This is a genomic window from Streptomyces sp. NPDC001153, assembly GCF_053598315.1.
Window position 1 is genome coordinate 1 of the sequence record NZ_JBSFJZ010000033.1, and the last position, 20,642, is coordinate 20,642.

At 67.7% G+C, this 20,642-nt stretch carries 18 protein-coding genes and 2 pseudogenes; 6 read left to right on the forward strand and 14 right to left on the reverse strand.

Annotated features, from left to right (window positions below; all coding sequences use genetic code 11):
• On the reverse strand, positions 1 to 408 hold a 408-nt coding region (locus tag ACWDEN_RS31950), incomplete at its 3' end, for an NAD(P)-binding protein (RefSeq protein WP_450861275.1).
• Positions 409 to 484: 76 nt separating this feature from the next.
• Complete coding sequence (locus ACWDEN_RS31955) at positions 485 to 1,771, reverse strand: glycoside hydrolase family 15 protein (RefSeq protein WP_450861277.1); 1,287 nt, start codon at positions 1,769 to 1,771, stop codon at positions 485 to 487.
• A gap of 1,308 nt (positions 1,772 to 3,079) precedes the next feature.
• On the opposite strand from ACWDEN_RS31955, the gene ACWDEN_RS31960 reads away from it, so the two are divergent.
• A complete protein-coding gene (locus ACWDEN_RS31960) occupies positions 3,080 to 3,406 on the forward strand; it encodes a hypothetical protein (protein ID WP_450861279.1) in 327 nt (108 codons plus the stop codon).
• Positions 3,407 to 4,450: 1,044 nt separating this feature from the next.
• Here ACWDEN_RS31960 and ACWDEN_RS31965 read toward each other — a convergent pair.
• On the reverse strand, positions 4,451 to 5,023 hold the full coding sequence (locus ACWDEN_RS31965) for a helix-turn-helix domain-containing protein (protein WP_351621516.1): 573 nt from the start codon (positions 5,021 to 5,023) through the stop codon (positions 4,451 to 4,453).
• 107 nt (positions 5,024 to 5,130) lie between these two features.
• Between ACWDEN_RS31965 and ACWDEN_RS31970 the strand changes: the two genes are divergently transcribed.
• The gene (locus ACWDEN_RS31970) at positions 5,131 to 6,519 is read left to right on the forward strand and encodes an MFS transporter (protein ID WP_351621536.1); all 1,389 of its coding nucleotides are present in this window, start codon (positions 5,131 to 5,133) and stop codon (positions 6,517 to 6,519) included.
• A gap of 141 nt (positions 6,520 to 6,660) precedes the next feature.
• Positions 6,661 to 6,942 (forward strand): annotated as a pseudogene (locus ACWDEN_RS31975) (transposase); the annotation flags it as partial.
• A 615-nt stretch (positions 6,943 to 7,557) separates the two neighbouring features.
• Here the strand turns inward: ACWDEN_RS31975 and ACWDEN_RS31980 are convergent.
• On the reverse strand, positions 7,558 to 8,118 hold the full coding sequence (locus tag ACWDEN_RS31980; RefSeq protein WP_351621513.1) for a TetR/AcrR family transcriptional regulator: 561 nt from the start codon (positions 8,116 to 8,118) through the stop codon (positions 7,558 to 7,560).
• 233 nt (positions 8,119 to 8,351) lie between these two features.
• Between ACWDEN_RS31980 and ACWDEN_RS31985 the strand changes: the two genes are divergently transcribed.
• Positions 8,352 to 9,857 (forward strand): FAD-dependent monooxygenase, encoded by a 1,506-nt coding sequence (locus ACWDEN_RS31985; RefSeq protein WP_351621510.1) that lies wholly within the window; start codon positions 8,352 to 8,354, stop codon positions 9,855 to 9,857.
• Positions 9,858 to 9,989: 132 nt separating this feature from the next.
• Here the strand turns inward: ACWDEN_RS31985 and ACWDEN_RS31990 are convergent, their stop codons facing one another.
• Positions 9,990 to 12,065 carry a discoidin domain-containing protein gene (locus ACWDEN_RS31990; RefSeq protein ID WP_450861281.1) on the reverse strand — a complete coding sequence of 692 codons (2,076 nt, stop codon included), beginning with the start codon at positions 12,063 to 12,065 and terminating at the stop codon, positions 9,990 to 9,992.
• 1,338 nt (positions 12,066 to 13,403) lie between these two features.
• Here ACWDEN_RS31990 and ACWDEN_RS31995 point away from each other — a divergent pair.
• On the forward strand, positions 13,404 to 13,661 hold the full coding sequence (locus ACWDEN_RS31995) for a transposase family protein (protein ID WP_450861384.1): 258 nt from the start codon (positions 13,404 to 13,406) through the stop codon (positions 13,659 to 13,661).
• 127 nt (positions 13,662 to 13,788) lie between these two features.
• On the opposite strand, the gene ACWDEN_RS32000 is transcribed toward ACWDEN_RS31995, so the two are convergent.
• From ACWDEN_RS32000 to ACWDEN_RS32025, 6 genes are all read right to left on the reverse strand, one after another.
• Positions 13,789 to 14,082: a DUF1330 domain-containing protein gene (locus ACWDEN_RS32000; RefSeq protein ID WP_351621507.1), complete on the reverse strand. Its 294-nt coding sequence runs from the start codon at positions 14,080 to 14,082 to the stop codon at positions 13,789 to 13,791.
• A 33-nt stretch (positions 14,083 to 14,115) separates the two neighbouring features.
• A complete protein-coding gene (locus ACWDEN_RS32005) occupies positions 14,116 to 15,549 on the reverse strand; it encodes an MFS transporter (protein ID WP_351621504.1) in 1,434 nt (477 codons plus the stop codon).
• Positions 15,546 to 15,908 (reverse strand): MarR family winged helix-turn-helix transcriptional regulator, encoded by a 363-nt coding sequence (locus ACWDEN_RS32010; protein WP_351621525.1) that lies wholly within the window; start codon positions 15,906 to 15,908, stop codon positions 15,546 to 15,548. Before ACWDEN_RS32010 ends, ACWDEN_RS32005 begins: the two co-directional genes overlap by 4 nt.
• 363 nt (positions 15,909 to 16,271) lie before the next feature.
• Entirely contained in the window at positions 16,272 to 16,460 is a 189-nt protein-coding gene (locus ACWDEN_RS32015) for a hypothetical protein (protein WP_351621501.1), read from the reverse strand.
• 207 nt (positions 16,461 to 16,667) lie between these two features.
• Positions 16,668 to 17,096, reverse strand: a complete 429-nt coding sequence (locus ACWDEN_RS32020; protein WP_351621498.1) for a hypothetical protein — start codon at positions 17,094 to 17,096, stop codon at positions 16,668 to 16,670.
• 240 nt (positions 17,097 to 17,336) lie between these two features.
• Positions 17,337 to 18,062 carry an IS5 family transposase gene (locus tag ACWDEN_RS32025; protein WP_450861284.1) on the reverse strand — a complete coding sequence of 242 codons (726 nt, stop codon included), beginning with the start codon at positions 18,060 to 18,062 and terminating at the stop codon, positions 17,337 to 17,339.
• Positions 18,063 to 18,643: 581 nt separating this feature from the next.
• Here ACWDEN_RS32025 and ACWDEN_RS32030 point away from each other — a divergent pair.
• A complete protein-coding gene (locus tag ACWDEN_RS32030; protein ID WP_351606224.1) occupies positions 18,644 to 18,994 on the forward strand; it encodes an antibiotic biosynthesis monooxygenase family protein in 351 nt (116 codons plus the stop codon).
• Positions 18,995 to 19,369: 375 nt separating this feature from the next.
• Here the strand turns inward: ACWDEN_RS32030 and ACWDEN_RS32035 are convergent.
• The 3 genes and pseudogenes from ACWDEN_RS32035 to ACWDEN_RS32045 all read right to left on the reverse strand — a co-directional run.
• Positions 19,370 to 19,531 (reverse strand): annotated as a pseudogene (locus tag ACWDEN_RS32035) (helix-turn-helix domain-containing protein); the annotation flags it as partial.
• The gene (locus tag ACWDEN_RS32040) at positions 19,528 to 19,794 is read right to left on the reverse strand and encodes a hypothetical protein (protein WP_450861286.1); all 267 of its coding nucleotides are present in this window, start codon (positions 19,792 to 19,794) and stop codon (positions 19,528 to 19,530) included. The pseudogene ACWDEN_RS32035 and the gene ACWDEN_RS32040, both read right to left, overlap by 4 nt.
• Before the next feature lie 192 nt (positions 19,795 to 19,986).
• Positions 19,987 to 20,130: a hypothetical protein gene (locus tag ACWDEN_RS32045; protein WP_351606226.1), complete on the reverse strand. Its 144-nt coding sequence runs from the start codon at positions 20,128 to 20,130 to the stop codon at positions 19,987 to 19,989.
• Between the last annotated feature and the right edge of the window lie 512 nt (positions 20,131 to 20,642).

Consider the following 20,642-nt stretch of genomic DNA (forward strand, 5'->3'; position numbering starts at 1 on the left):
GCCCTCCCAGTGCATGGTGGTGCCCCCGAGGACCCGCGTATAGGTCGTGTCGGTGGCCAAGGGCCCACTCTGCACGAGGTAGGCCGAAGCATCGGACGTGCCCGGGAAGATGCGCCGCGCGTCGGTGCCGCGAGGCATCGGGGCGTTCGGGATGGCCGGATAGGGGGACTGGTTGTCCTTGCTGGTAGCCGAGTAGAAGCGGTCGAGGTAGTCCTCGTAGCCCCTCAGGGTCAGGTCCTCGGCCGGGCCCGCCTCCAGTATCAGTACCTTCTTGCCGGCGTCGCTCAGTCGCGAGGCGATGAGGGCGCCGGAGATCCCGCCGCCGACGATGACGGCGTCATAGAGAACCTCGGCCGCCGCAGCGGGGTCGGTGCGCTTCGCCGCTCCCTCGGGGAACTTCGCGTACATGGGACAGTCACTCCTCCGCTGCCAGGCGCGGCCGGGACCGGTGTGGTGGTGGGGATGGGAGTCGGTCGGCCACAGGTCACACGGCCTCGGCCCGGGCCCGCATGGCGGACAGGTAGGCGGCATAGCTCCACGTCAGGTTGTGGACACTGCGCTCGAAGCCGGTGGTGCCGTCGAACTGCTCGGAGAGCTCCAGGTTGTCACTGTGGTAGATGACGGCCCGCACCATGGCGTCACCGGTCGCCGTCAAGGCGGCGGCGGCTGCCGCCGGGGGCGTCGACGCGTCGATGCCGGACTGGGCGAAGAAGGGGGCGGACAGGTCGTCCACCGGTACCTTGCCACTCGACTTGATCTCGGCGGCCAGCTTGTAGTGCAGCTCAGCGACGTTGCACGTGGAGAGGGCCCAGGGGTGGCCGCCGAGCACCGGGTGCGCGGTGTCACCGTCGTAGACGTCGCCCGGGTAGCGGCCGAACAGCGGCCCGATACCGAACGCTTCCTTGTCGGCCTTGTTGATCGGGTAGAAGGCGATGCCGCCCTCCTCCCACTGCGAGCGCAGTTGGGCCGCTGTGGCCAGCAGTTTGGTGTCGGTGACGGGAAGGGCGCCGTAGACGGCCGACTGGACGATGTCGATGTTCGGGTCGTAACCGCTGACGACCGGATTCTGGGGCGAGGGCTGGGCCCCGTCACCGGGGTCGGCCAGCATGCTCACGTACCTGCTCCCGTCCCAGTGGCCTGCGAGGGCCTGGCGCAGCCATTTGATGGCGGGGCGCAGCGCGGTCGGCTTGTCGATGCCGACGATGGTCGAGGTCTGGATCTCCTCGAAGCAGCGCAGCTGGGCGGAGCGGGCGAAGAAGCTGTACCCGTTGTGCTCCTCCCACAGGTTTGTGGTGGGGTCCTTGTAGACGGCGAGGAGGTAGGCCACGTTCGAGTTCACCAGGTCGACCGCCCGTTTCTGGGTGCCGAGATCGAGCTGGTCGTAGGCGGCCAGGATGGTGATCGTCTGCAAGGCCGGACCGTCGTTCTGCTCGGTCCACGGGCGGGCGTCGCCGGCGATGTTGAAGCAGGCGTGACCCTTGGTCCACGACGGCTGGGTGTTGGAGTGGCAGAGGTCGGCGAACTGCACGTAATCGTTGAGTGTCTGCACCGTCCCACCCGGGCGGGTGGGCATGTCGGCTTTGGCCACCTCCATGGCCGTGATGGCCCCGTCGCGCACCCAGTTGAAGACGTAGTCCTCGTCGATGCCGGGGGTGTCGGCCGGGAAGGACGGGGCGGCGATGATGCAACCCGGCTTCGAGTCCCGGGAAATGTCGCCCGGCGACTGCGGATCGCTGAAGACGAAGCCGTCACTGGCGATGTTCCGGAACATGTACGTATACATGATGGGCACGAGCGACGGTAGATCTACCGCTGCCGGAGCAACGGAGACCTGGACGTCCGTCCGCGCTCGGGAAGTGTCGGCCGGCCGGTTGGTGCGGGCGGGCGTGGTGGTGTTCTCGGACATTGCTGAACTCCCCCGTCATGTTTCGGGCGGAACTATCGGATTCGGGCGGCGCCCTGGGCGCGTGCATCGAAGGGCTTGGAGCCGAGTGCGTCCATGAGTTGCCTGCACGGGGTGCGTGGGCTTCCGGTGCGATCAAGCTGGATGGACCGCGGAAGTGGGTGCAGATTGCTCGTAGGGACTTCGATGGTGTCAGGCGGCGAGTTGGTATCGCTGCTGGTGTCGCCTGGCGCACAGACCTCTGCCGTGTCACCAGCGGTGTGCGGGATCCATCGAGATCGCCGAGTGGGCCGCGGGCGCGTTCCGGTCGACTCGGTCGACCTGGGGCACGCCCTGCCCATCGCCCGTACCGTGGCGGCCGCACGGGTGCGGCAGGCCACTCGTGAGCCACGCGCGTGGAGTGTCCGGGCGGATGCGCGGGCAGTCACGGAACTTCCCCTGACCGGACGAGTTGCGGTGGCCTGAAGGGTCATCAGAACCCGTGCCTGCACACAACTTTCCTGGCGGCGCGCAGGCCCGCGGGACTCCGGCGGTGTCACACGCCTGCCGGGCCGGGCAGGCACACCGACCATGTGGGACTTGTGTTCTCGCCCTGGGGGCGCGGCGAGGAGAATGGCGCACGACAACGCCGTCAGGCCTTCGATGACACTCTGAAACATGTGTCCGAGTCGACGCCATTCCCGTAATCGCGTTAATAGGGAATGCATCCCTTCGTCCCCCCGTTTTCTCGGAAAGCGCGCGATGCGGAAACTTTCCGGTAGCCAGTCCCACAGTGGCTTTTGAGTGAACGGCATGGAGAGATTTTGAAGCAGTCTGAGACGTTGCCGTTCCATGCGATGGATATGCCACTTGGTGTGGCTTTATCTTTGCGTACCGCAGGCTACAACTAGCCGGGTAGGTGCCGCAAGAGGAAATTCCAATGTTGCGCATGAGGTTGGGGTGATCGGATGAAGTTCACTGTTGCATGACTGTGCGCCGAATCCTGATGGTGTGCGAGTGGATCTCCTCAGTTCTGTTTTCCTAATGATCGCGTCACGGGGATATTCAGATCATGAACGAGATCGGATCCGGTGCACGTCCTCGAGCGCATTGCCGCTACGGCCTCGACGTTTCCCGGTGCCGGCCAGGGCCGGGTGCCACCCGCGTGATCCGCGCGGGCTGCCCCACCGCCTGGTTGTGGTGCCGGGGCTGACCGCGTGCGCGGTCCTGGCCGGCGCGACCTCGCTGCCGGTGGTGGGCGAGTGGATCGCCGACGCCCCGGCCCACGTCCTCGAAGCGATCGGCCTGCGGCCCGACCTGGTGATGCCGCAGCGGGACCTGCGCGCCGAGAGCACGATGCGCCGGCTGCTGAAGCAGAAGACGTCGCAGTCCTCGATGCCGCCGACCGGAGGCCTCTCCGTGGCCGCGTTCCATACCGTCTGGAACGGACAATCAGCCGTCACTTACCACCCAGGCAGGCCCGATGCCGCAGTTCGCGCCGGCACTTCCGCCAACACGTGGTGACGGGAAAGCACGGAACGCAGGGACTCGAGTTGCTGGTCAAGGGGGAGTCGGCTGACCACCAGCCCTGCCGCCCACCACTCGCCCACGGCGGGCCTCGATCAGCTTCGATTGACCGACACACCGACGAGGCGTTCCCGGAACTCGAGACATTCGCGGCCCACTTGATCGACATCTGTTGCCCGAACTCGGCATCAACCGTTCTCGCCCCACACCGACGAAGCCGGGACGTGGCCAGGGTCGGGGCCGGGGTATCTGACGTGCGGCGGCCCATGCCGAGCTGGTCACGACGGGGCTGCGCACCGTGACGTGCAGCGGTCGACCGGTGGGCTCTCTCGGCCGATGGCCGATACGGAGTATGGGTCGCGGCGTTGCAGGTCCCGGCGGAGCTGGGGGAGTGCTCGCTGCTCGTTGCGTCGTTAGTCGGCCGACAACTCGAAGCACAACAGCGGGCCGGCCGGCTGGAAGCCCACCGACCAAGCCCTGAGGGGGTTCGCCGACCTGGTCCGTCACCGGCGCGGATGCCTGCTGCGGAGTGGATCCGGCAGGCCGAGCAGGCCGGACCGAACCGATGCAGCGCTTCGGGCCTCTCCGAACTTCTCCGCACCCGCATCCCGGCCCAGGCCGAGCACCGGCCTCAGGAGGACGCGTCATCCTCGTAGGCCCAGGAACGGATAGGGCACGGGTTCATCCTGACGGGCCCGCTCAGTAAAGGAAAGGCACCGACGGGAAACGGCCGAGCCACATCCGCTTGCATCGAGCCCATGGGTTGATCATGTGTGTCGATACCTACGGCCCAAGGCCCCGGCCGGCCACGGCAACAAGGCTTCACGGAACTGCGAACAGAACCATTTTCACATGGCCCCGTCACCTTTCGCCCGGTCGGACCGTCTGGTTCGTCAGCAGCCGCCGCGGTCGAACGGTTGTGTGTGCGACCTTCGACAGCGGGTGTTCGGGACTACGGGTGTCAGCGGAATGGTGCGTTGTTCGATTTTCACGAGTTTGGACGGCACTCTCGCTTCAGCGCGTCGGGGCTATGCGTTGCGGTCATGCCGGGGATCTCGCGCGGACGACGGCTTGGTCGCCTCGGGGTCCGAACAAGTGAAGGATCTCCACGGCGCTCGTGTTCGCCGGACCGAACCAGTGGGGTTCTCTGGTGTCGAACTCTGCGACTTCGCCGGGGCGGAGAATGCATTCGTGGTCTCCGAGGATGAGTCGTAGCTCGCCTGCGAGGACATAGAGCCACTCGTAGCCGTCGTGAGTCACCAGCTTCGGCTCGCGGGGAGCCAGCACGTGCTTGAACACCTGCACCCGGCCCGGGTACTGGGTCAGGGGCACGAGGATGCTGCCGTCACCTCTGCGCAGGGGCTTCAGATGCGCCCGGGGGTCACCGGTGGCCGGTGCGGCCACCAGTTGGTCGAGCGCGACGCGGTGCGCCCGCGCGAGCGGGATGAGCAGGTCCAGGGTCGGGCGCCGTATGCCCGACTCAAGACGGGACAGGGTGCTCACCGAGATCCCGGTCGTGGTGGCCAGCGCCTCCAGCGTGAGGCCTCGGTCCCGGCGCAACATGCGAAGCCGTGGCCCGATGTTGTCGAGGATCTGCTCCAGTTCTGCGTCCACGTGGTTCAGTGTGCGGTTCCTTGCGGTCCTCGCAAAAGCGCTGGTCGGTACTTGTCGGCCTGACTGAGCCTTGCCGGGCAGGTACTCCCGGATGCGAGAGGCGACCAATGACTGCGACGACGACTCACCCAATACCGCCCGCTCTGAGCGTGCGCAGGCGCTGGACGGTGCTGGCCGTCTGCTGCCTGAGTATGTTCCTGGTGGGCCTGGACACCACCATCGTCAACGTGGGCCTGCCGGCCATCGGGCGCGGCCTGAGCGTCGGAACTCGCAGTCTCGAGTGGACCGTCGACGCGTACACCATCGTCCTGGCTGGTCTGCTCATCACCTCCGGCGCGCTGGCGGACCGGTTCGGACGCCGACGGATCTTCCAGTCCGGGTTGGTCGTGTTCGGGGTGGCCTCGCTGCTCTGCGCGATCGCGCCTTCCGTTGGCGCGCTCGTCGCTGCCCGTGCCGTTCAGGGCATCGGCGCCTCGATGCTGAGTCCCGTGGCTCTCGCGATCGTGGTGAACGCGATGCCCGACCCGAGGGAGCGCGCTCAGGCGATTGGCGTCTGGGCGTCTGTTTTCGGGCTCAGCATGGCCGTCGGACCGGTCACGGGTGGCGCTCTCCTCGCGTGGTTCGGCTGGCGGTCACTGTTCTGGATCAACGTCCCGGTCCTCGTGAGTGCCCTGGTGCTCAGCGCGGTGTTCGTGCCCAAGTCCCGGGCGCCGCAGGCGCAGCGGCTCGACGTACCGGGTCAGGTCCTGCTGACCGTGGTCATCGGGGTCTGGGTCGGGGCCCTCATCGAAGGGCCGCGCATCGGCTGGACGTCGCCCGCCGCGCTGACCGCCTATGGGTTCGCTTCCCTCGCGACGGCCGGATTCGTATGTGTCGAGTCTCGCCGACATGCGCCGCTGATGGATCTGCGCCTCTTTCGTAGTCCGGTGTTCAGCAGCGCGGTGCTGGGCGCCGTGGCGGTCTTCGTCGCGCTGAACGTGACGCTGCTGCTCAATACTCTCTACCTGCAAAACACGCGGGGATTCACACCACTTGCCGCCGGAGTGGCGACCCTGCCCATGGCCGTCGGCGCAACGGTCTGCGCACCCTGGTCCGGCCGTCTGGTCGGTCGCATCGGACCGCGGCTGCCGCTGACCCTGGCCGGCGGCTTCATCACGGCAGGCGGACTGTGCCTGGTCGGGCTCGATCGGCACACGAGCGTACCCCTGCTCCTGCTGACCTACCTGCTCATCGGCATCGGGTTCGGCTTCGCCAACGCCCCGCTCACCAACACCGCGGTCAACGGGCTGCCTCCCACCCGAGCCGGCGTGGCCGGGGCGATCACATCCACCGCACGACAATTCGGTTCGGCGCTCGGCATCGCCCTCGGGGGCGGCCTGGTCGCGCATGCCGGCCCGGAGGGGCTCGCACACGCCTCGCACCCGGGCTGGATCGTGGTCGCCGCCTGCGGACTCCTCCTGATCACCACGGCCCATGCACCACGGGCGAAGACATGAAGAAGCGCTGTCGGAACTCATGCATTGTTCGACCCGGATCAGGAAGTGCCTGCTGCTCGAACTGCTGAGAGCTCGTCACACGATCTTGTGGGCGTGCGCTGGTGGGGCGTGGCTTGTAAGAGGATTCCGCCGTTCGTGGGTGTGGGGAGCCGACCGTGGCTCGTGGACGACGACTTGTGGATGCTGATCGAGCCGTTGCTGCCGTCCTGGCCCAGGAAGGCACCAGGTCCGAAGCCCGTGGATGACCGGCTGTGCCTGCAGGGCATCCTGTGCGTGCTCCACAACGACATCAGCTGGCAACTGCTGCCCCTGGAGCTCGGGTTCGGCTCCCGGCAGACCTGCTGGCGCCGGCTGGGTCGATGGCACAAGGCCGGCGTCTTCGAGAAGCTGCACCACATCCTGCTCGCCGAGCTGCACGCTGCAGACGCCGCCGGGCGGGCGCCGGGCGCCCCCTGCGGCCCACATCCCCGATCTCTGTCCGGTTTTGGGATGCGGCGTGCACAACTCGGGGGACAGCGAGACGGGCAGGAGCTTGCCGCTCGTCAGTCAGAAGATTCGTGTGCGGAGGACCTGGGTTGTCGGGGGTCGGGTCTGCGCCGGTGGAGATCCGGGAGGGGTGTCGGATGGCCTTGTCGATCAGCAGCCCGGCGTCGGCACGTGAGTTGGTGTTGGTGTGGCTCCGGTTTGTCCCCCCCCGTCGTCGTAGTACTCCCTGGTTGAGTTGAACACCACGCTGGTGTGCCGCAGAGCAGCATCTGCAGCGTGATCTTCGGGTCGGGTCGGGTCGGGACCCGGCCCGGACCAACATGGCCGGTTACGCGAGGGGCCGTCTCGTTCTCCTCGAACTCGGCGGCGCGCCGCGCGGCCCTGGCAGCCTGTGGCCCGAGCCCTGTTCCGGCTCCCGAACCGCGCAGTCCAAGGACGGAGTGGAGACGAAGCTGGAGAACGAGTTGCGCGAACCGATCCGAGGTCCGGAGGATCTTCCCTGCCACTGAGTGATCCTCTTCGTGCAGAGGGCTCCTGTGAGAGGTGCCGGGGTCAGCGCACGAGGGGGAGGAAGATCGTATCGACGATCTCTTCGAGGACGTGGTCGGGCGCGGGGGCGAAGGTCGTGAGGATCTCGTGGCGCAGCAGGTCGAAGGGGAGGGACTTGATGCGTGCGCTGAGGTGTTCCGGTTTGACCTCGCCGCGGGCGACGGCGCGGTCGAAGAGGACGTCGGCGGTCTTCTCACGTGCTGCGGCGAGGAGGTCGCCGGGGCTGGTGCCGGTCTCCTGGTAGTAGCCGGCCAGGTGCACGTTCATGACGGTGACGAGCTGGACGCGGGTGGCGTTGATCGTCCGCATGAGGGTGAGGACGTCCTCGCGCAGACTGCCGGTGTCGGGGATGTCGACTCGGGACTGCTCGAGGATGTGGGCGATGGCCGCCCGGACGAGTTGGTCGCGGCCCGACCAGCGACGGTAGAGCACGGGCGGGCTGGTGCCCGCGCGCCGAACGACGGCGTCCATGGTGAATCCGGCGTAGCCGTGGTCCGCGAGTTCTTCCCAGGCCGCGTCGAGAAGTGCCTTCTCCAGTGCCGCTCCGCGGCGTCGCTCAGCCATCGATCCCCCTTTGGAAAGGGTTGCCTTTCTTATCGCGACATCCTAGCCTGAGAGCCGCAAGATAAAGCTCTCTATCTTAAGGGCCTGTCCGTGAGCCTTCGCCACGGAACCGCGCCCGCGCTCCCGGACCCCGACCGCATCGGCCCGCCGCATGGCGCCTGGCCTTCGCGGTCACCGTCGGCGCCCTGCCCGGAGAGACGAAGAACCAGATGTCCCTGAGAAAGGAAACCCAGATGTCGATGACGATGGACTACGACGTACTCGTGGTAGGCGCCGGGCCGGTCGGCTTGATGCTCGCCACGGAACTGCGGCTGGTGGGGGTCCGGGTGGTGGTCGTCGAGCGGCGGACTGAGCTCGACACCGCGCCCAAGGCGGGCGCGTTCAACACTGCCTCCGCCGAGGCCTTCGAGCGACGTGGCCTGCTTGCCGCGATGCAGGCCGTGGCGGGGAGGCAGTCGCTGCAGGCCGAGGGGAAGCGGCCGCCTTTCGTCGGGCACTTCGGCGGGATTCAGGTCCCGTCCGGACCAGTCGACGAGCAGGACCCCAGCCTGCGCGGACGTGGCCCGGATTGGTATGTGCCGGTCCCGCAGGCCGAGGTGGAGCGGGTCCTCGGTGAGCGTGCGGCGGAGCTGGGCGTCGAGGTACGGCGCGGGGTCGAGGTCCGTGGCTTCGACGAGGACGATGCCGGTGTCACCGTTCACCTGCACAGCGGGGACCACGTGCGCGCGGCGTGGCTCGTCGGCTGCGACGGAGGCCGCAGCCTGGTTCGCCGGCAAGGGGACTTCGAGTTTCCCGGCACGGACCCGCAGATCACGGTCCGGCATGCGATGGGCACCATCGAGGGGGCGGAGCACCTGGGGCGAGGCTGGCAGCACACTCCCACCGGTGTCTACATCCTCGGGCCGAGCCTGGGCCAGGTGCGCACCGTCGAGCTGGACGGTCCCCCGGCGGACCGCGAAGCGCCGGTCACCGCGGCCGAGATGCAGGCCAGCCTACGGCGCGTCAGCGGCGCCGACGTCCGCATGACCACGCTCACCTTCGGCACGCGCTTCACGGACAACGCGCGGCAGGCGACGACGTACCGGCGCGGTCGCGTGCTGCTCTGCGGCGACGCCGCCCACGTGCACTCACCGTTCAGCGGCCAGGGACTGAACCTGGGAATCGGCGATGCCGTCAATCTCGGCTGGAAGCTCGCCGCCACCGTGCAGGGGCGGGCGCCCGAGGACCTGCTCGACACCTACTCCAGCGAACGGCACCCGATCGGCGCCTGGGTGCTCGACTGGACCCGTGCACAGGTGGCGGTGATGCGCGGCGACGCCTACAGCCGTGCCCTCAGGGATGTGGCCACCGATTTCCTCGGTACACGGGACGGGGCGACCTACTACGTGAAGCGGATCTCCGGTCTGTGGCAGCGCTACGACCTGGGGAACGGCCATCCGCTGGTCGGCATGACGATGCCCAACCTCCGGCTGGATGACGGCACATGGCTCTCCGACCGCACCCATGAGGGCCGGGCCCTGCTCGTCGATCTCGCCGGGGACGACCGGCTGGCAGCCCTGGCCGAGCCGTACACCGGGCGTCTGGAGCTGGTCCGGGGCGGTTCGGACCGCGTCGGGGCGAACGGCCTGCTGGTACGTCCCGACGGCTTCGTAGCGAGGGCGTCTGCCGCCAGTGACCTCGTGGGCCTGGAAGCCGCCATGTCACGCTGGTTGGGGGACGGTACGGGTCGCTCCGACTGACGACGCCGTCCTGCACATGGCGGCGATTGCTGCCGAGGCACTCGCAGCCGGGCTGGACAACCGCATTACCCACACCGGGAAAGCCGTCCTCGTCCTTCACCACGCGTCAGCGTGAGGTTGGAAACGGCTGAGTCAGCTGATGTTGATCATCTTTGCAATGCTCGGTACGCCGCTGGTGTCGAATGCGAAGAGCATGTAACTGCCTGGAAGGGCGATCCCTGGGTCTGTGGGGATGGTGACCGGGTACGTGGTGCCCTGAGGGGCGCTTCGAGGGGCACCGGCGGACAGCGGCACGCGGCGCTGGTCGTTGTCGACCGAGTGCGTCGCCTCGCCGGCGCGTACGAGCACGAAGGATTGCACCGCCTGGTCGGCGGTTACCTGGACGGTGCGGCCGTGCGCCACGGTGTCCGGCGCGTTGGTGATGCTCGGTCGAGGTTTCGGCGAGCCGTCCGGGTTCAGCAGGTAGGGCGGGGTGAAGATCTGACCGTCGGCATGGTTGTTGCTTGGGCCTTCTTTGCAGCCGTCGTTGCCGCACAGGCCCCCGCCGCCGCTGAATACCCGGCCGTCGGGCAGCAGGATGGCCACGCTGTGGTAGTTCCTGGGCACGGCCATCGGCGCCATGGCAGTGAATTTGCCGGTAGCAGGGTCCCACAGTTCCGGGGTCATGGCCGAGTTGCTGTCAGAGAAGGGGACGGCGTGGGACTGGCCGCCGATAGCGAGCACTTTGCCGTCGGGGAGAACGACGCTGTTGCTGAACGCCCTGGCCGACTGCATGTCCCCGGTCCGTGCCACGACGGGGTTTCCCGCGGCGTCTTTCTTGGTGGTGTCGATGGTGTAGGCGCGGTTGCTGGCGTCTGCGTTCTCGTAGGCGGTCGCCCCGCCCAGGGTGAGGATCTTCCCGATGTCGTATGCGACGGCGTTGCCGTTCATCGCGTCGTCGCTGTCGCCGCGCGGTCCCGCGTCGGTGATGGTGCCGTCGTCTCGGGTGTCGATCCAGTGCATCTCCTTGCTCGGGCCCATCTGCAGCACGCGTCCCTCGGAGGTCGCATAGAGCCACTCGTGGTTGTCTGCTCGGTAGACTCCGTCGGGATCTGCGGTGAGTGTGGGCTGTGCCGGTACACCAGGCAGCTTGCGCCAGGTTCCGGTACTGGCCGACCACACTTCTCCGTCCTTGTTGCCCAGCTTGTCTTTCCATGAGCCGCCGATCACGAAGGCGTCGCCATTGGAGAGCAGTGTCATGGCCTGGTAGCCGCGTGGGATGTTCATGTCGGCCGTGGACGACCACATATCGGTCTTCGGGGTGTAGATGCTCGCCTTGGTGTCATCGTTGCCGCCTGTGACCAGGATGCCGCCGTCGGCCAGTCTTGCGATTCCCGGGCAGAACATGTCGTGCTTCGTGTTACTGATGGTGCGTTGGGTCACCTGGCCGGTGGTGAGGTCCATGATCGCCGTTTGGGTGTAGCCGCTGCCGCCAACGAAGTCGTAGGGCTTGAAGGACGACCACGTCAGCAGTTTGTTGTTCGGCAACAGGGCGGCGGCGACAGGAACGAGCGGGAACCCGGTGACCTGGCCCCAGGAACCCACGGTCGAGGGGTCACCCGGAGTCGGCGGTATGCCGGGGTCGCCGAGCAGGTTGATTTCTGCGGCGGAGGTCCATGGTCCGCGGTTGCCGGCCTCGCTCTGGGCGGTCAACCGTATGAACCGGGTCTTTGTGGGCACGAAGCTCAACGTCTTGATGGTCGTGTCATCGGCGAGCGTGCCGGATGCGACGGCGGCGCCGAAGTTCGTCCCATCCAGGCTTGTCGTTATGGTGTAGGCGCCGATGTTGCCGTTGCTGTTTCCGTCCTGGCGGGGCTGGTAGACGAGTGCGGACACCACCTGAGTCTGGTGCATGTCGATGGTGATCCAGTGTGGCAACGGAGCAGGGGTGCCCGACCATTTGCTGTGCCAGATGGTTCCTGGGTTCTTGTCCAGCACGTTGCTGGGCTTGTTGTCGCCCTCCTCGTCGCTGGCGGACGCGGTGAATCCGGTCGTGTCCAGGGTCGGGGGAGGTGGCACCGTCGCAGCGAGCGGCACCATCACGTGACGCGCGTCCCGGGAACGATGAGGGTCACCGAACAACGTCGAGGATGATGTGTTGCCGTACCCAACGGGGACGAGAGAGGGAATGACCGCGCACGCGGCGACCATGAAAAGGGGCGTACGCATACACCTTCGATGAAGGGGCGATCGAACAGACCGCATTCCACACCCTTTCGTTCAGGGACAGAAATCGGGTCCGAATTCTGCTGATGGTGGCAAGTGTGATTCAAGGATCCATATCATCATTGGACACACCGGATTACCCCAAGGGTGGAGCGGAGCAGGATACGAAGCTGATTACGGTGATGAACAGGGATGGATCCGCGCACAGAAACCCCCTTGCAGGAAAAGGGAATTGGATTGACTCTCACGAGTGACACTCGTGAGCCCGATACTGACAAGTAACCGCACCTGAACGCCTTGCATATCTCCGGTACGAGCGTCAGCCGCTCGCCGGGCCTGCACATCGCCGACCATCGCCTGACCAGTGGTACAGGGGGCGCCCGCAGCATGGAAAGCCATGTTCCGCCCCCAGCAGCGAGGAATATTCGTCCGCGCCGGTGTTGTCGGTGTGCAGCGTTCACTGGGTGCCTTTCGAGTGATCCGGCTGCGGGCCCATCGACCCATGAGCTCTCCCGGAAGCACGCCCGGCCGCCGGCATGTACCCACGCATGACCGCCCTCTGTCCACCGTGCGGCGTGGCTGTTGCCGACCGCAACTCGAATGCGGTGGCTCCGGGGGTCCGCTGCCCACAAGGTCTGCCATCAAGGGGTGCCATCAGGGGGTGCCGCTTCATCAGCAGAGCTCAGGCTCGGGGTGTCGCCGGCTGACGGGCTGGTGGCGGCCCCGGCAGGGTGGACTGCGGGCCGACCGGATCGCCGTCTTGTCGGGGCCCCAGCAGCTCCCTGCTGGGTGTCGGCCGCCGTACGCGGACACCGTGCGGGTGTGCACCAGCAGTGGCGACGTCCATCGAGTGGTGAACGCCGCCGCCCGGGCGGGAATGCTGCCATGGTCGTGGGCGGCTACGCGAACCTCTTGGCGGAAGAGCGGTGGTCGCGCGGGTGCTGCGGCAGCGCCGCCGGCACGGACGGCGTCGAATACCTCGTGATGGAGGCTTCGCAAGCCAGAAGTGTCAAAGGCATTACCCCGAAAGCCGTACGCGGCCGCCACCGCGGTTGTGGAACCGGCCGCCAGGTGCACCAAAGGCCTCGTCAGTGGCCGTTCTACGCGGAGGCGCACCGGTCCCACCATCGAACAACCCGCCCGGCGCAGTGCCACCGGTCTGAACCTATTCGGGGAAGCACAAACGCCACGGCCCGCACTTCCTCGCGCTCACCGACGAACGCGGACGCCTGATCTGGATCTCCGCCGCGAGGCCCGGGCGCACCCACGACATCACCGCCGCCCGCCACGACCACATCGTCGAGCACCCTGAAAGCCGCCGGCCTCGGCGTCCTGGCCGACCTGGGCTTCCTCGGCCTCGACAAGGACTGCAACGACCAAGTCGTCGTCACCGGCTACAAGGCCACCCGCGCCCGCAAGCTCACCACCGGCCAGAAGACCGCCAACCGGATCATCGCCGTCGGCCGCGCCCCCGTCGAGCACGGCTTCGGGCACCTGAAGACCTGGCGCATCCTCACCAAACTCCGCCCGAGCCCCGCCCGCGCCACCAACCTGCTCCGCGCCCTGCTCGTCCTGACGAACCTCGAACTCGACCGCTGACAGACGATCAAGACCGAAGACAGCCGCCCACGACCAGCACGAGCACCCACGAACCTCGCCACACCAGCAGCCGCACCAGCGAAAACCAGGATGGTGGATCTTCAGTGAAGATCCGACTGGACCTCGGTCAGTCGATGCCTTCGACGATGCGGAAGTCGCGCTCGACGCCGTCGGAGAGGGCGGCCAGCGCCTCCTGGTAGGCCGCACTCTCGCGCGCCGCGACGGCCTGCTCGAAGCTGTCGAACTCGATCAGGATGGTGCGCTCGGCGATTCCGGCGTCATGCGCCACGACCCGACCGCCACGGACGAGGACCCGACCGCCCCCGGCCTTGACGGCCGGACCGGCCAGTTTGTTGTAAGCAGCCAGCTTCTCAGGGTCTGAAATGGTGCGGTAGACGCTGACCCAGTAGCCCTTGGGCATGGAACCTCCTGTGTTGGGATGAGTGCATCTGACTTACGGGTTGGTCTCGGACGAGCGTCGGCGGGCGAGAGCGAGGCTTGTCAGCGTCGTGATCGCCATGGCGCCGACGCCGACCAGCGCCGCGGTGGTGTAGGCGCTGTCGTCGGGGAAGAGGTGGCCGGGGCCGGTGCCCGCGGCGAGGATCAGGCCGCCGATGGCACTGCCCAGGGAGTACCCGACGCTGCGGACGACGTAGTTGAAGCTCATGGCGCTCGACGTCTCGCTCTTGGGGGTGACGGCCAGGATGACGCCGGGCATCGCGGCCGAGAAGCCGCCGACGCCGAAGCCGAGCACGCCCATCGCCGCGAACAGTTCGGCCAGGTCCGACCGGGCCGCCGCGAACAGGGCGAACCCGCCGCCGGTCACGACGGCGCTGCCGGCCAGGAGCAGGGGGTCGGCGATCCGCGTCCGGACCCGCGGCGCGAGCTTGCCGGCGACGAACCCCAGCACCGAGAACGGGATGAGGACCAGCCCGGCGACGAAGGTCGTCAGCCCGAAGCCGTAGCCGGCGCCGTGCGGCGTCTGCGCGTACCGGGTGATGAGCGTGAGCAGGAGGTACATGCCGATCCCGCCGACGAACATGGCGAGGTTCGCCCCGGCGACCGCCGGGTGCCGCACCGCCCGCACATCGACCAGGGGCGTCGTGCTGCGCAGCTCGATGACGGCCCAGACGCAGAGCAGCACCACCGCGACGACGGCGAGGCCCGCCGCCACGGCGAGGTGCCGGCTCCACAGATTCCGTTCGCCGGCGAGGAACAGCACCAGGAGCAGCGCAGCGGCCAGGACGATCGCGCCTGCCACGTCCACGTGGGCGGAGCGGCCTTCGGGGGCTTCGGGCATGGAGCGCCACGCGGTCAGGAGGGCGGCGGCGGTGACGACCAGGCCGAGGCCGTAGGCGGCCCGTACCCCGCCGAGCTCGGCGAGCAGTGCGGCCAGCGGGTAGCCGACGCCGGCCCCGATGATCGAGACCACCGAGATCAGGGCGATCACGGCCGCGCTGCGCTCCTCGGGGAGGTGGTCCCGGGCCACGCCCATCATCAGCGCGGTCAGCCCGAGCCCGACGCCCTGGGCCGCCCTGCCGGCCAGCAGCCACGCGAACGGCAGCGGCAGCACGGTGAGCGTGCTGCCGGCGACGACGACCGCCAGCGTGGTGAGGATCGTGGCCCGCCGGTGCGGGCCGGCTCCGAGCCGGCCCAGGACCGGCGTGGCGACGGCGCCGCTGAGCAGCGCGACGGTCAGCGTCCACTGCGCGCTGCCGAGCGAGACGTGGAACGAGGTCGCCACGCTGGTGATGAGCGGCGTCCCGAGGCTGGCGACCGCCGCCACGACCAGAGCGATGAACATCAGGGCGGGGACCAGCAGCCGCGCCTCGGAACGCGCCACCGGGAACGCCTTCACCGCGACCCCGCCGACCGGCTGCCCGGTCACTGCTTCGGCCCTTCGCGGTCCTGGCTTTCGAGCTCTGCCAGCTGCTTCAGCGCCGGAAGGGCCGCCACCAGCGCCTCGACCTCTTCGCCGGTGAGCTCGCCGATCAACCGCTCGAACGCGTGAACGCCCGCCTGGCGCCGCGTCCGGACATAGGAGGCGCCGGCCTCGGTCAGGCACACCAGCGTGACCCGCTTGTCGGACGCGTCGCCCCGCCGCTCGACCAGGCCGGACTCCTCCATCACCCGGACCAGGGCGGTCATCGCGGGCTGGGTGACGCCCTCGACCGCGGCCAGATCGGTGATGCGCCGCGGACCGGTCCGGTCCAGGGTGGCCAGGGTGGCGGCGGACGTCAGGCTCATGTCCCGGGGCAGGCGTCTCGCGGCCCTGGTGGCCAGGCCGTAGAGGGCTGCCCCGATGGCGGCGGACGCGCCAGGAGCGATGTCTTGACGACTCATGCTCGAAGCATAGCATTTTTATATTCATAGTTTATGGAAAGGGGCGACTGGCGCGGGCGGCCTCGACCGCTGGGAGCCGGTGACGTCTCAGTTGATCAGCAACCAGTTGACGACGGGCACGACCAGGCGACGACCAGGGCCACCGGTATGAGGAGACCGATCAGCCGGTCATTCGCGCGCTGACGGCGCTTGCCCGGCCTTGCGGGTGCGCCGCTGCGCCGGCGGGCGCCTGGCCGCCGGCGCCCGGCCTTTGCGCGCGCCTGTGGCTCATCGGCCGGCCTGCGTGACGCCGTCCGCGAGCTGCCCCAGGATGTCCAGGCTTCCCCGGTCGGCCGGGGTAGGTGCGATCAGGACGCCCAGTGCCAGGACGTTGACAACGGTCAGCTTCTCGTCGAAGCGGCTGCGAGCCTCCGTACGCCGCCGCAGCCGCCACACGACGATGGCTGTGGGTAGCACCGCCAGGTTGATGGTTCAGTACCCGTCCCAATTGCCCCCCAACTACCCCCACCGACCGGCCATCACTGTCCGGGGACGACAGGACGTCACCCCAGCCTGCTTGTGTAGCCGGGCCTCGGTGATGTGGCAGGCGGGTTGCCGACGAATGACACGAAGCCGTCGGACCTGGCTGAATACCGCACGGCCGGACCATCAGCGAAACCCGTCCTACAGGACGGCAACCGTCTCCTCGTCGCCGTACCTGAACCCGTCGTTGTCGAAGTAGAAGACGGTGACCTTGACCTTGTCCCCCTTGTCGAAGTGCATGCCTGCGGCCGGGCGCATGGTCACCAGCGCGACATGGTCGTTGTAGTCGCAGACCAGCTGGTCCTTCTTGACCGTGCCCGCAGCGATGCGCTGGTCGTGGGGGCCGTGGTTGAGCGTCGTCGCGTTGGCCACGAGTTCGTGGTCCATGCCGACGTCGCAGGAGTAGGTGACCTTCACCTGCAGGCCGGGGGTGTGCAGCGACACCTCGTCGATGGACAGCAGGTTGGCCTTGGCCGCCGCCGAAGGCGCGGTCGCCAGGGCGCCGGCACCGATCAGAAGAACGGTGGCTGCGGTTCCGGCGACGCGTCGGCGGAGACGGGATGACGTCATCTTGGTTTCTACCTTCCCCCTTGCGCGGTCACCCTTGGTCGAGGTGTGGAGAATTCTCCAACTAAGCGGGCAACTGCGGCAGTTGGTTAATTCGACTTGGATGTTACGTGATCTTTGAGTGATTGCGGCATTGGATTGCCGACGACGCCTCGTGAGGAATGCCGCATCCTGCCGGATGAACCACTTCCGGCAAGACATCGTCGGCAGCCGGGCACCGACTAGGGCGTGTTTGAGATGTGCTCATGGTCCTTGACGTATCAGGGCGAGTTGGGCGGTGGCTTCGTACCGGACGGCGAGCTTGTCGTACCGGGTCGCGACGCCGCGGGTCTGTTTCGGCAGCCCGATCCGGCACTCGATCTTGTGCCTGCGCTCGTACACAACGCGGTCGAAGCCGGGCGGCCGTCCGCCGGCCGTACCGCGCCGCAGACCGTGTCCGGCCCGGTCGCGCTTCTCCGGGATGGTGTGCGGGATCTGCCGTCGTCGCAGGTATTCGCGGATGGCCCGGGAGGATCGGCCCGGTCGGCCAGCACGTGGCCCGGCTGGGGTGTGTGGATGCCCGTCGCCGGCACGCGGGACACGGATGCGGTCTATGACTTCGGTGAACACCGGAGCGTCGACTCGCTGTCCGGCGGTGACTACGGCCGCCAGGATGTGGAAGGACGCGTCGACGGCGAGGTGCAGCTCGGTGGTCAGGCCACCGCGCGAGGGGCCCAGCGCGTGGTCGTCCGGCTCGGGCGCCACGCCGTTGGCGGACGCCCGGTCCGGACTGTGAGCCCCCTTCTTGCGGGCCTCGGTCGCGTGCTGGTGGGCCCGGCAGACGTCGAGTCGACCGACACCTCCCACTCTGTGCCCGGCCGCATCCGCTGCGACCTGCAGCCTCTGCAGCACCGTCGCCCACGTGGCGTCGATCTGCCAGCGCCGGAAGAGGGTGTGCGCGGTCTCCCAGGGACCGTAACGCTGGAGCACGTCCCGCCAGGGCGTGCCGGTTCCGCGCCCGCCACCAGATCCTGTCGAAGACCTGCCGACGGTCGCGTGTCGGCTGGCCTATCTTCGGTATCGGCCGCAACAGCGGTGCCAGCCACCACCCTTGTTTGTCCGTCAGATCGCCCCTAGCCACCCCGTGATCGTTTCAGGGCCTTGATCGACATCTGCAACACGACCTAGGGGCGCGTATCTGGTCGTGATCAATGAGCCTCGCAGCTTCCAGGGCTGGTGCCAGCCTGGGGTACGGGCCCGGCGATCTACGGCTGCGCTCCTGCTGATTGACGGAATCTCACCGCTCCGCCCTGGTCGGCCGTGAGCCCGCGCCCCTCAGGGGCCGGTGTCATCCCCAGGTCTGACGCGGCTTCGCGCGGTCCGACCGAAGTCGCCCATCGGAACGGGAACTGCGGCTGACTTCACGGCCTGCTTACGCCGGGACGATGGAGCGGTCCCCGGAAGGCAGTACCCCTACGGACAAGCGAGCGTCGTGAGCGTCACCGGATCCAGTACGGCGGTGTCCGGCCTCGGTGCCGTGGGACAACCGACAGCGAGAGGAAGTGCCGAAGATGGCCAAGCTGCAGAGCCTGGACCCGAATACGCCGATGTTCGCGCAGTTCAAGGAGAAGACCGGACCCATCGTCCTGGCCAACACCTTCTTCGTCCCGAAGGAGAGGACTGAAGCATTCCTGGGCCTCTTTCGAAGGCAGGCGGAGTTCATGAAGGCTCAGCCGGGATTCGTCTCCCTCCAGATGCACAAGGGAACGGCGGACAGTCAACTCATGATGAACGTCGCGGTCTGGGAGTCGACCGAGGCGCTCGCCACGGCTTTCGGCAGCCCGGAGTTCCAGCGCATGGCGGCCGAGTTCCCCGACGACATCGTGTCGTACCCGCACATTTTCGAGCAGATCGATGTATGACACGGCAGCTGTGGCCGGGGGAGGGCAGCCGGAGAAGCCCCGCCCTCACCCAGGCAGTCTCCCATCCATGTACCATGCCGGTCGCCAAGGCCGTACACCCGGGCGAGGCTGGACTCGGTGACGAGCCAGTGAGCGCCGGAGACGATGCGGACGAGGCGTTCCTCGTCCCATGCCGGGCGGACGAGGGCCTGGTGCTCACCGCACTCGGCGAGCCCGGCGTCACCGGCCTCGTACAGTGCGGCGAAGCGCATCGGATGGGTTATGACCAGCACGTGAGGGACGATCGAAAGCCAGCGGGGGCCTGATTCTGGAATACTCGCCTCAGGGGCGGGGTGATGCGTCTCAGGGCGTTCTATGGCAGACGCCTATGCGGGTGACGTCTTCCGGCGTCGCGGACTGCCGACCAGTCTCCCGCTTGGACACCTTGGCCTGTGGCCACGCCAGCAGGGCCGCCAGATCCCGTTGCGTGCGCTGGCCGCGCAGCTCATGGAGCCGACGGCCGAGCGCCTCGCGGGCTTGCTGGAAGTCCGTGGTCACAATGGCAAGTTACCCGCTGATCCCGGTCGAATGGCCCAGCGTGGTGCGAGGCAGCCTTGCGGGCCTGGCGTAGCGGAGGTCGCATGCTGGAGCGCGGTGAACATGCTGCCGAACTCGGCGAAGCTGATCGGCTGCGGCACGTGCACGGGCTCCTTCGGGCCGAAGTTCGCAAGCAGCTCGCGAGGCACGGTCACGTCGGCTGCGCCTTCCGTGAGGTCGAGCTGCGACGGCTCGGCGGGGTCGGTGACGGGATCGCCCCGCACGACGTAGGTGTCGGTGCCGGGCTCGGTGTTCAGGGTGGTGCATCCGTCGTTGGCCAGAGTTCGTGCCGACCCTTCACAGTCGCCGGGTCATGGGGTGTCCCTTCGTCCCGTAGGTGATGTGCCCGCGCGCGCCGCAGTCGCCGTGGATATCGGGAGTCCACGGGCGCTACAGGCCTGTGCCGACCGACGGTTTCAGATGCCGAGAGGGAGACCAAGGGGGGAGCCCACAAGAGTGCTGACGGGTTTTTCGAGAAGACCGTCGGTGATGTCGTCGGTGCCCTGTGCCTGGGCGGCTGTGGCGGGGACGATCACTCCGAGGGAAAGCAGTGCGCTCACTGCTGCAACGGTCATGATGCGGCGGACAGACATCACGGTGATTCCCTCTTGGTGGGGAGAAAACGCTGGACGTATGGACGGGCAAGAGACTTTCCACCTGCCTGGCCCGTGCACGCTTTACGTCAATCGTTTGAGGGACGGCCGTACCCGCCACAGACGCTTGATAGAGGCATTGAGAGGCTCCTGCACGGAGTACAGGGGCCCTCTGCCAGGCGTCCCGGGTGAACGGCACACGGGTCCGTTCACGGACTTGTGTCCTGGACGGAATCGCCCGAGGCGGAAGCGCCAGGCCGGGGAGCCGATCCCGTGCAGCACTGTAGGCGGCGACGTCCTCCGGACGGGTGCTGATCGTCGGGGCCGTCAATCGGTTCCAGTCGACACCGGCAACCGCGCCGCGCTGTGACGGGTGGCAGCGTGGTCGCCCGCTGGCAGTCATTCACAGGGTGGTGCGACAAGATGACGCACTATGTTCATCGTGTTGTCACCTTCATGCGGGCCGACACCGGAAGTGT

Bases quoted from the DNA above. Each gene is read 5' to 3' on its own strand.
- ACWDEN_RS31970 (WP_351621536.1), top strand. From the start codon at position 5,131: ATGACTGCGACGACGACTCACCCAATACCGCCCGCTCTGAGCGTGCGC.
- ACWDEN_RS31980 (WP_351621513.1), bottom strand. From the start codon at position 8,118: ATGGCTGAGCGACGCCGCGGAGCGGCACTGGAGAAGGCACTTCTCGAC.
- ACWDEN_RS31985 (WP_351621510.1), top strand. From the start codon at position 8,352: ATGTCGATGACGATGGACTACGACGTACTCGTGGTAGGCGCCGGGCCG.
- ACWDEN_RS32000 (WP_351621507.1), bottom strand. From the start codon at position 14,082: ATGCCCAAGGGCTACTGGGTCAGCGTCTACCGCACCATTTCAGACCCT.
- ACWDEN_RS32030 (WP_351606224.1), top strand. From the start codon at position 18,644: ATGGCCAAGCTGCAGAGCCTGGACCCGAATACGCCGATGTTCGCGCAG.
- ACWDEN_RS31955 (WP_450861277.1), bottom strand. From the start codon at position 1,771: ATGTTCCGGAACATCGCCAGTGACGGCTTCGTCTTCAGCGATCCGCAG.
- ACWDEN_RS31990 (WP_450861281.1), bottom strand. From the start codon at position 12,065: ATGCGTACGCCCCTTTTCATGGTCGCCGCGTGCGCGGTCATTCCCTCT.
- ACWDEN_RS32020 (WP_351621498.1), bottom strand. From the start codon at position 17,096: ATGACGTCATCCCGTCTCCGCCGACGCGTCGCCGGAACCGCAGCCACC.
- ACWDEN_RS32010 (WP_351621525.1), bottom strand. From the start codon at position 15,908: ATGAGCCTGACGTCCGCCGCCACCCTGGCCACCCTGGACCGGACCGGT.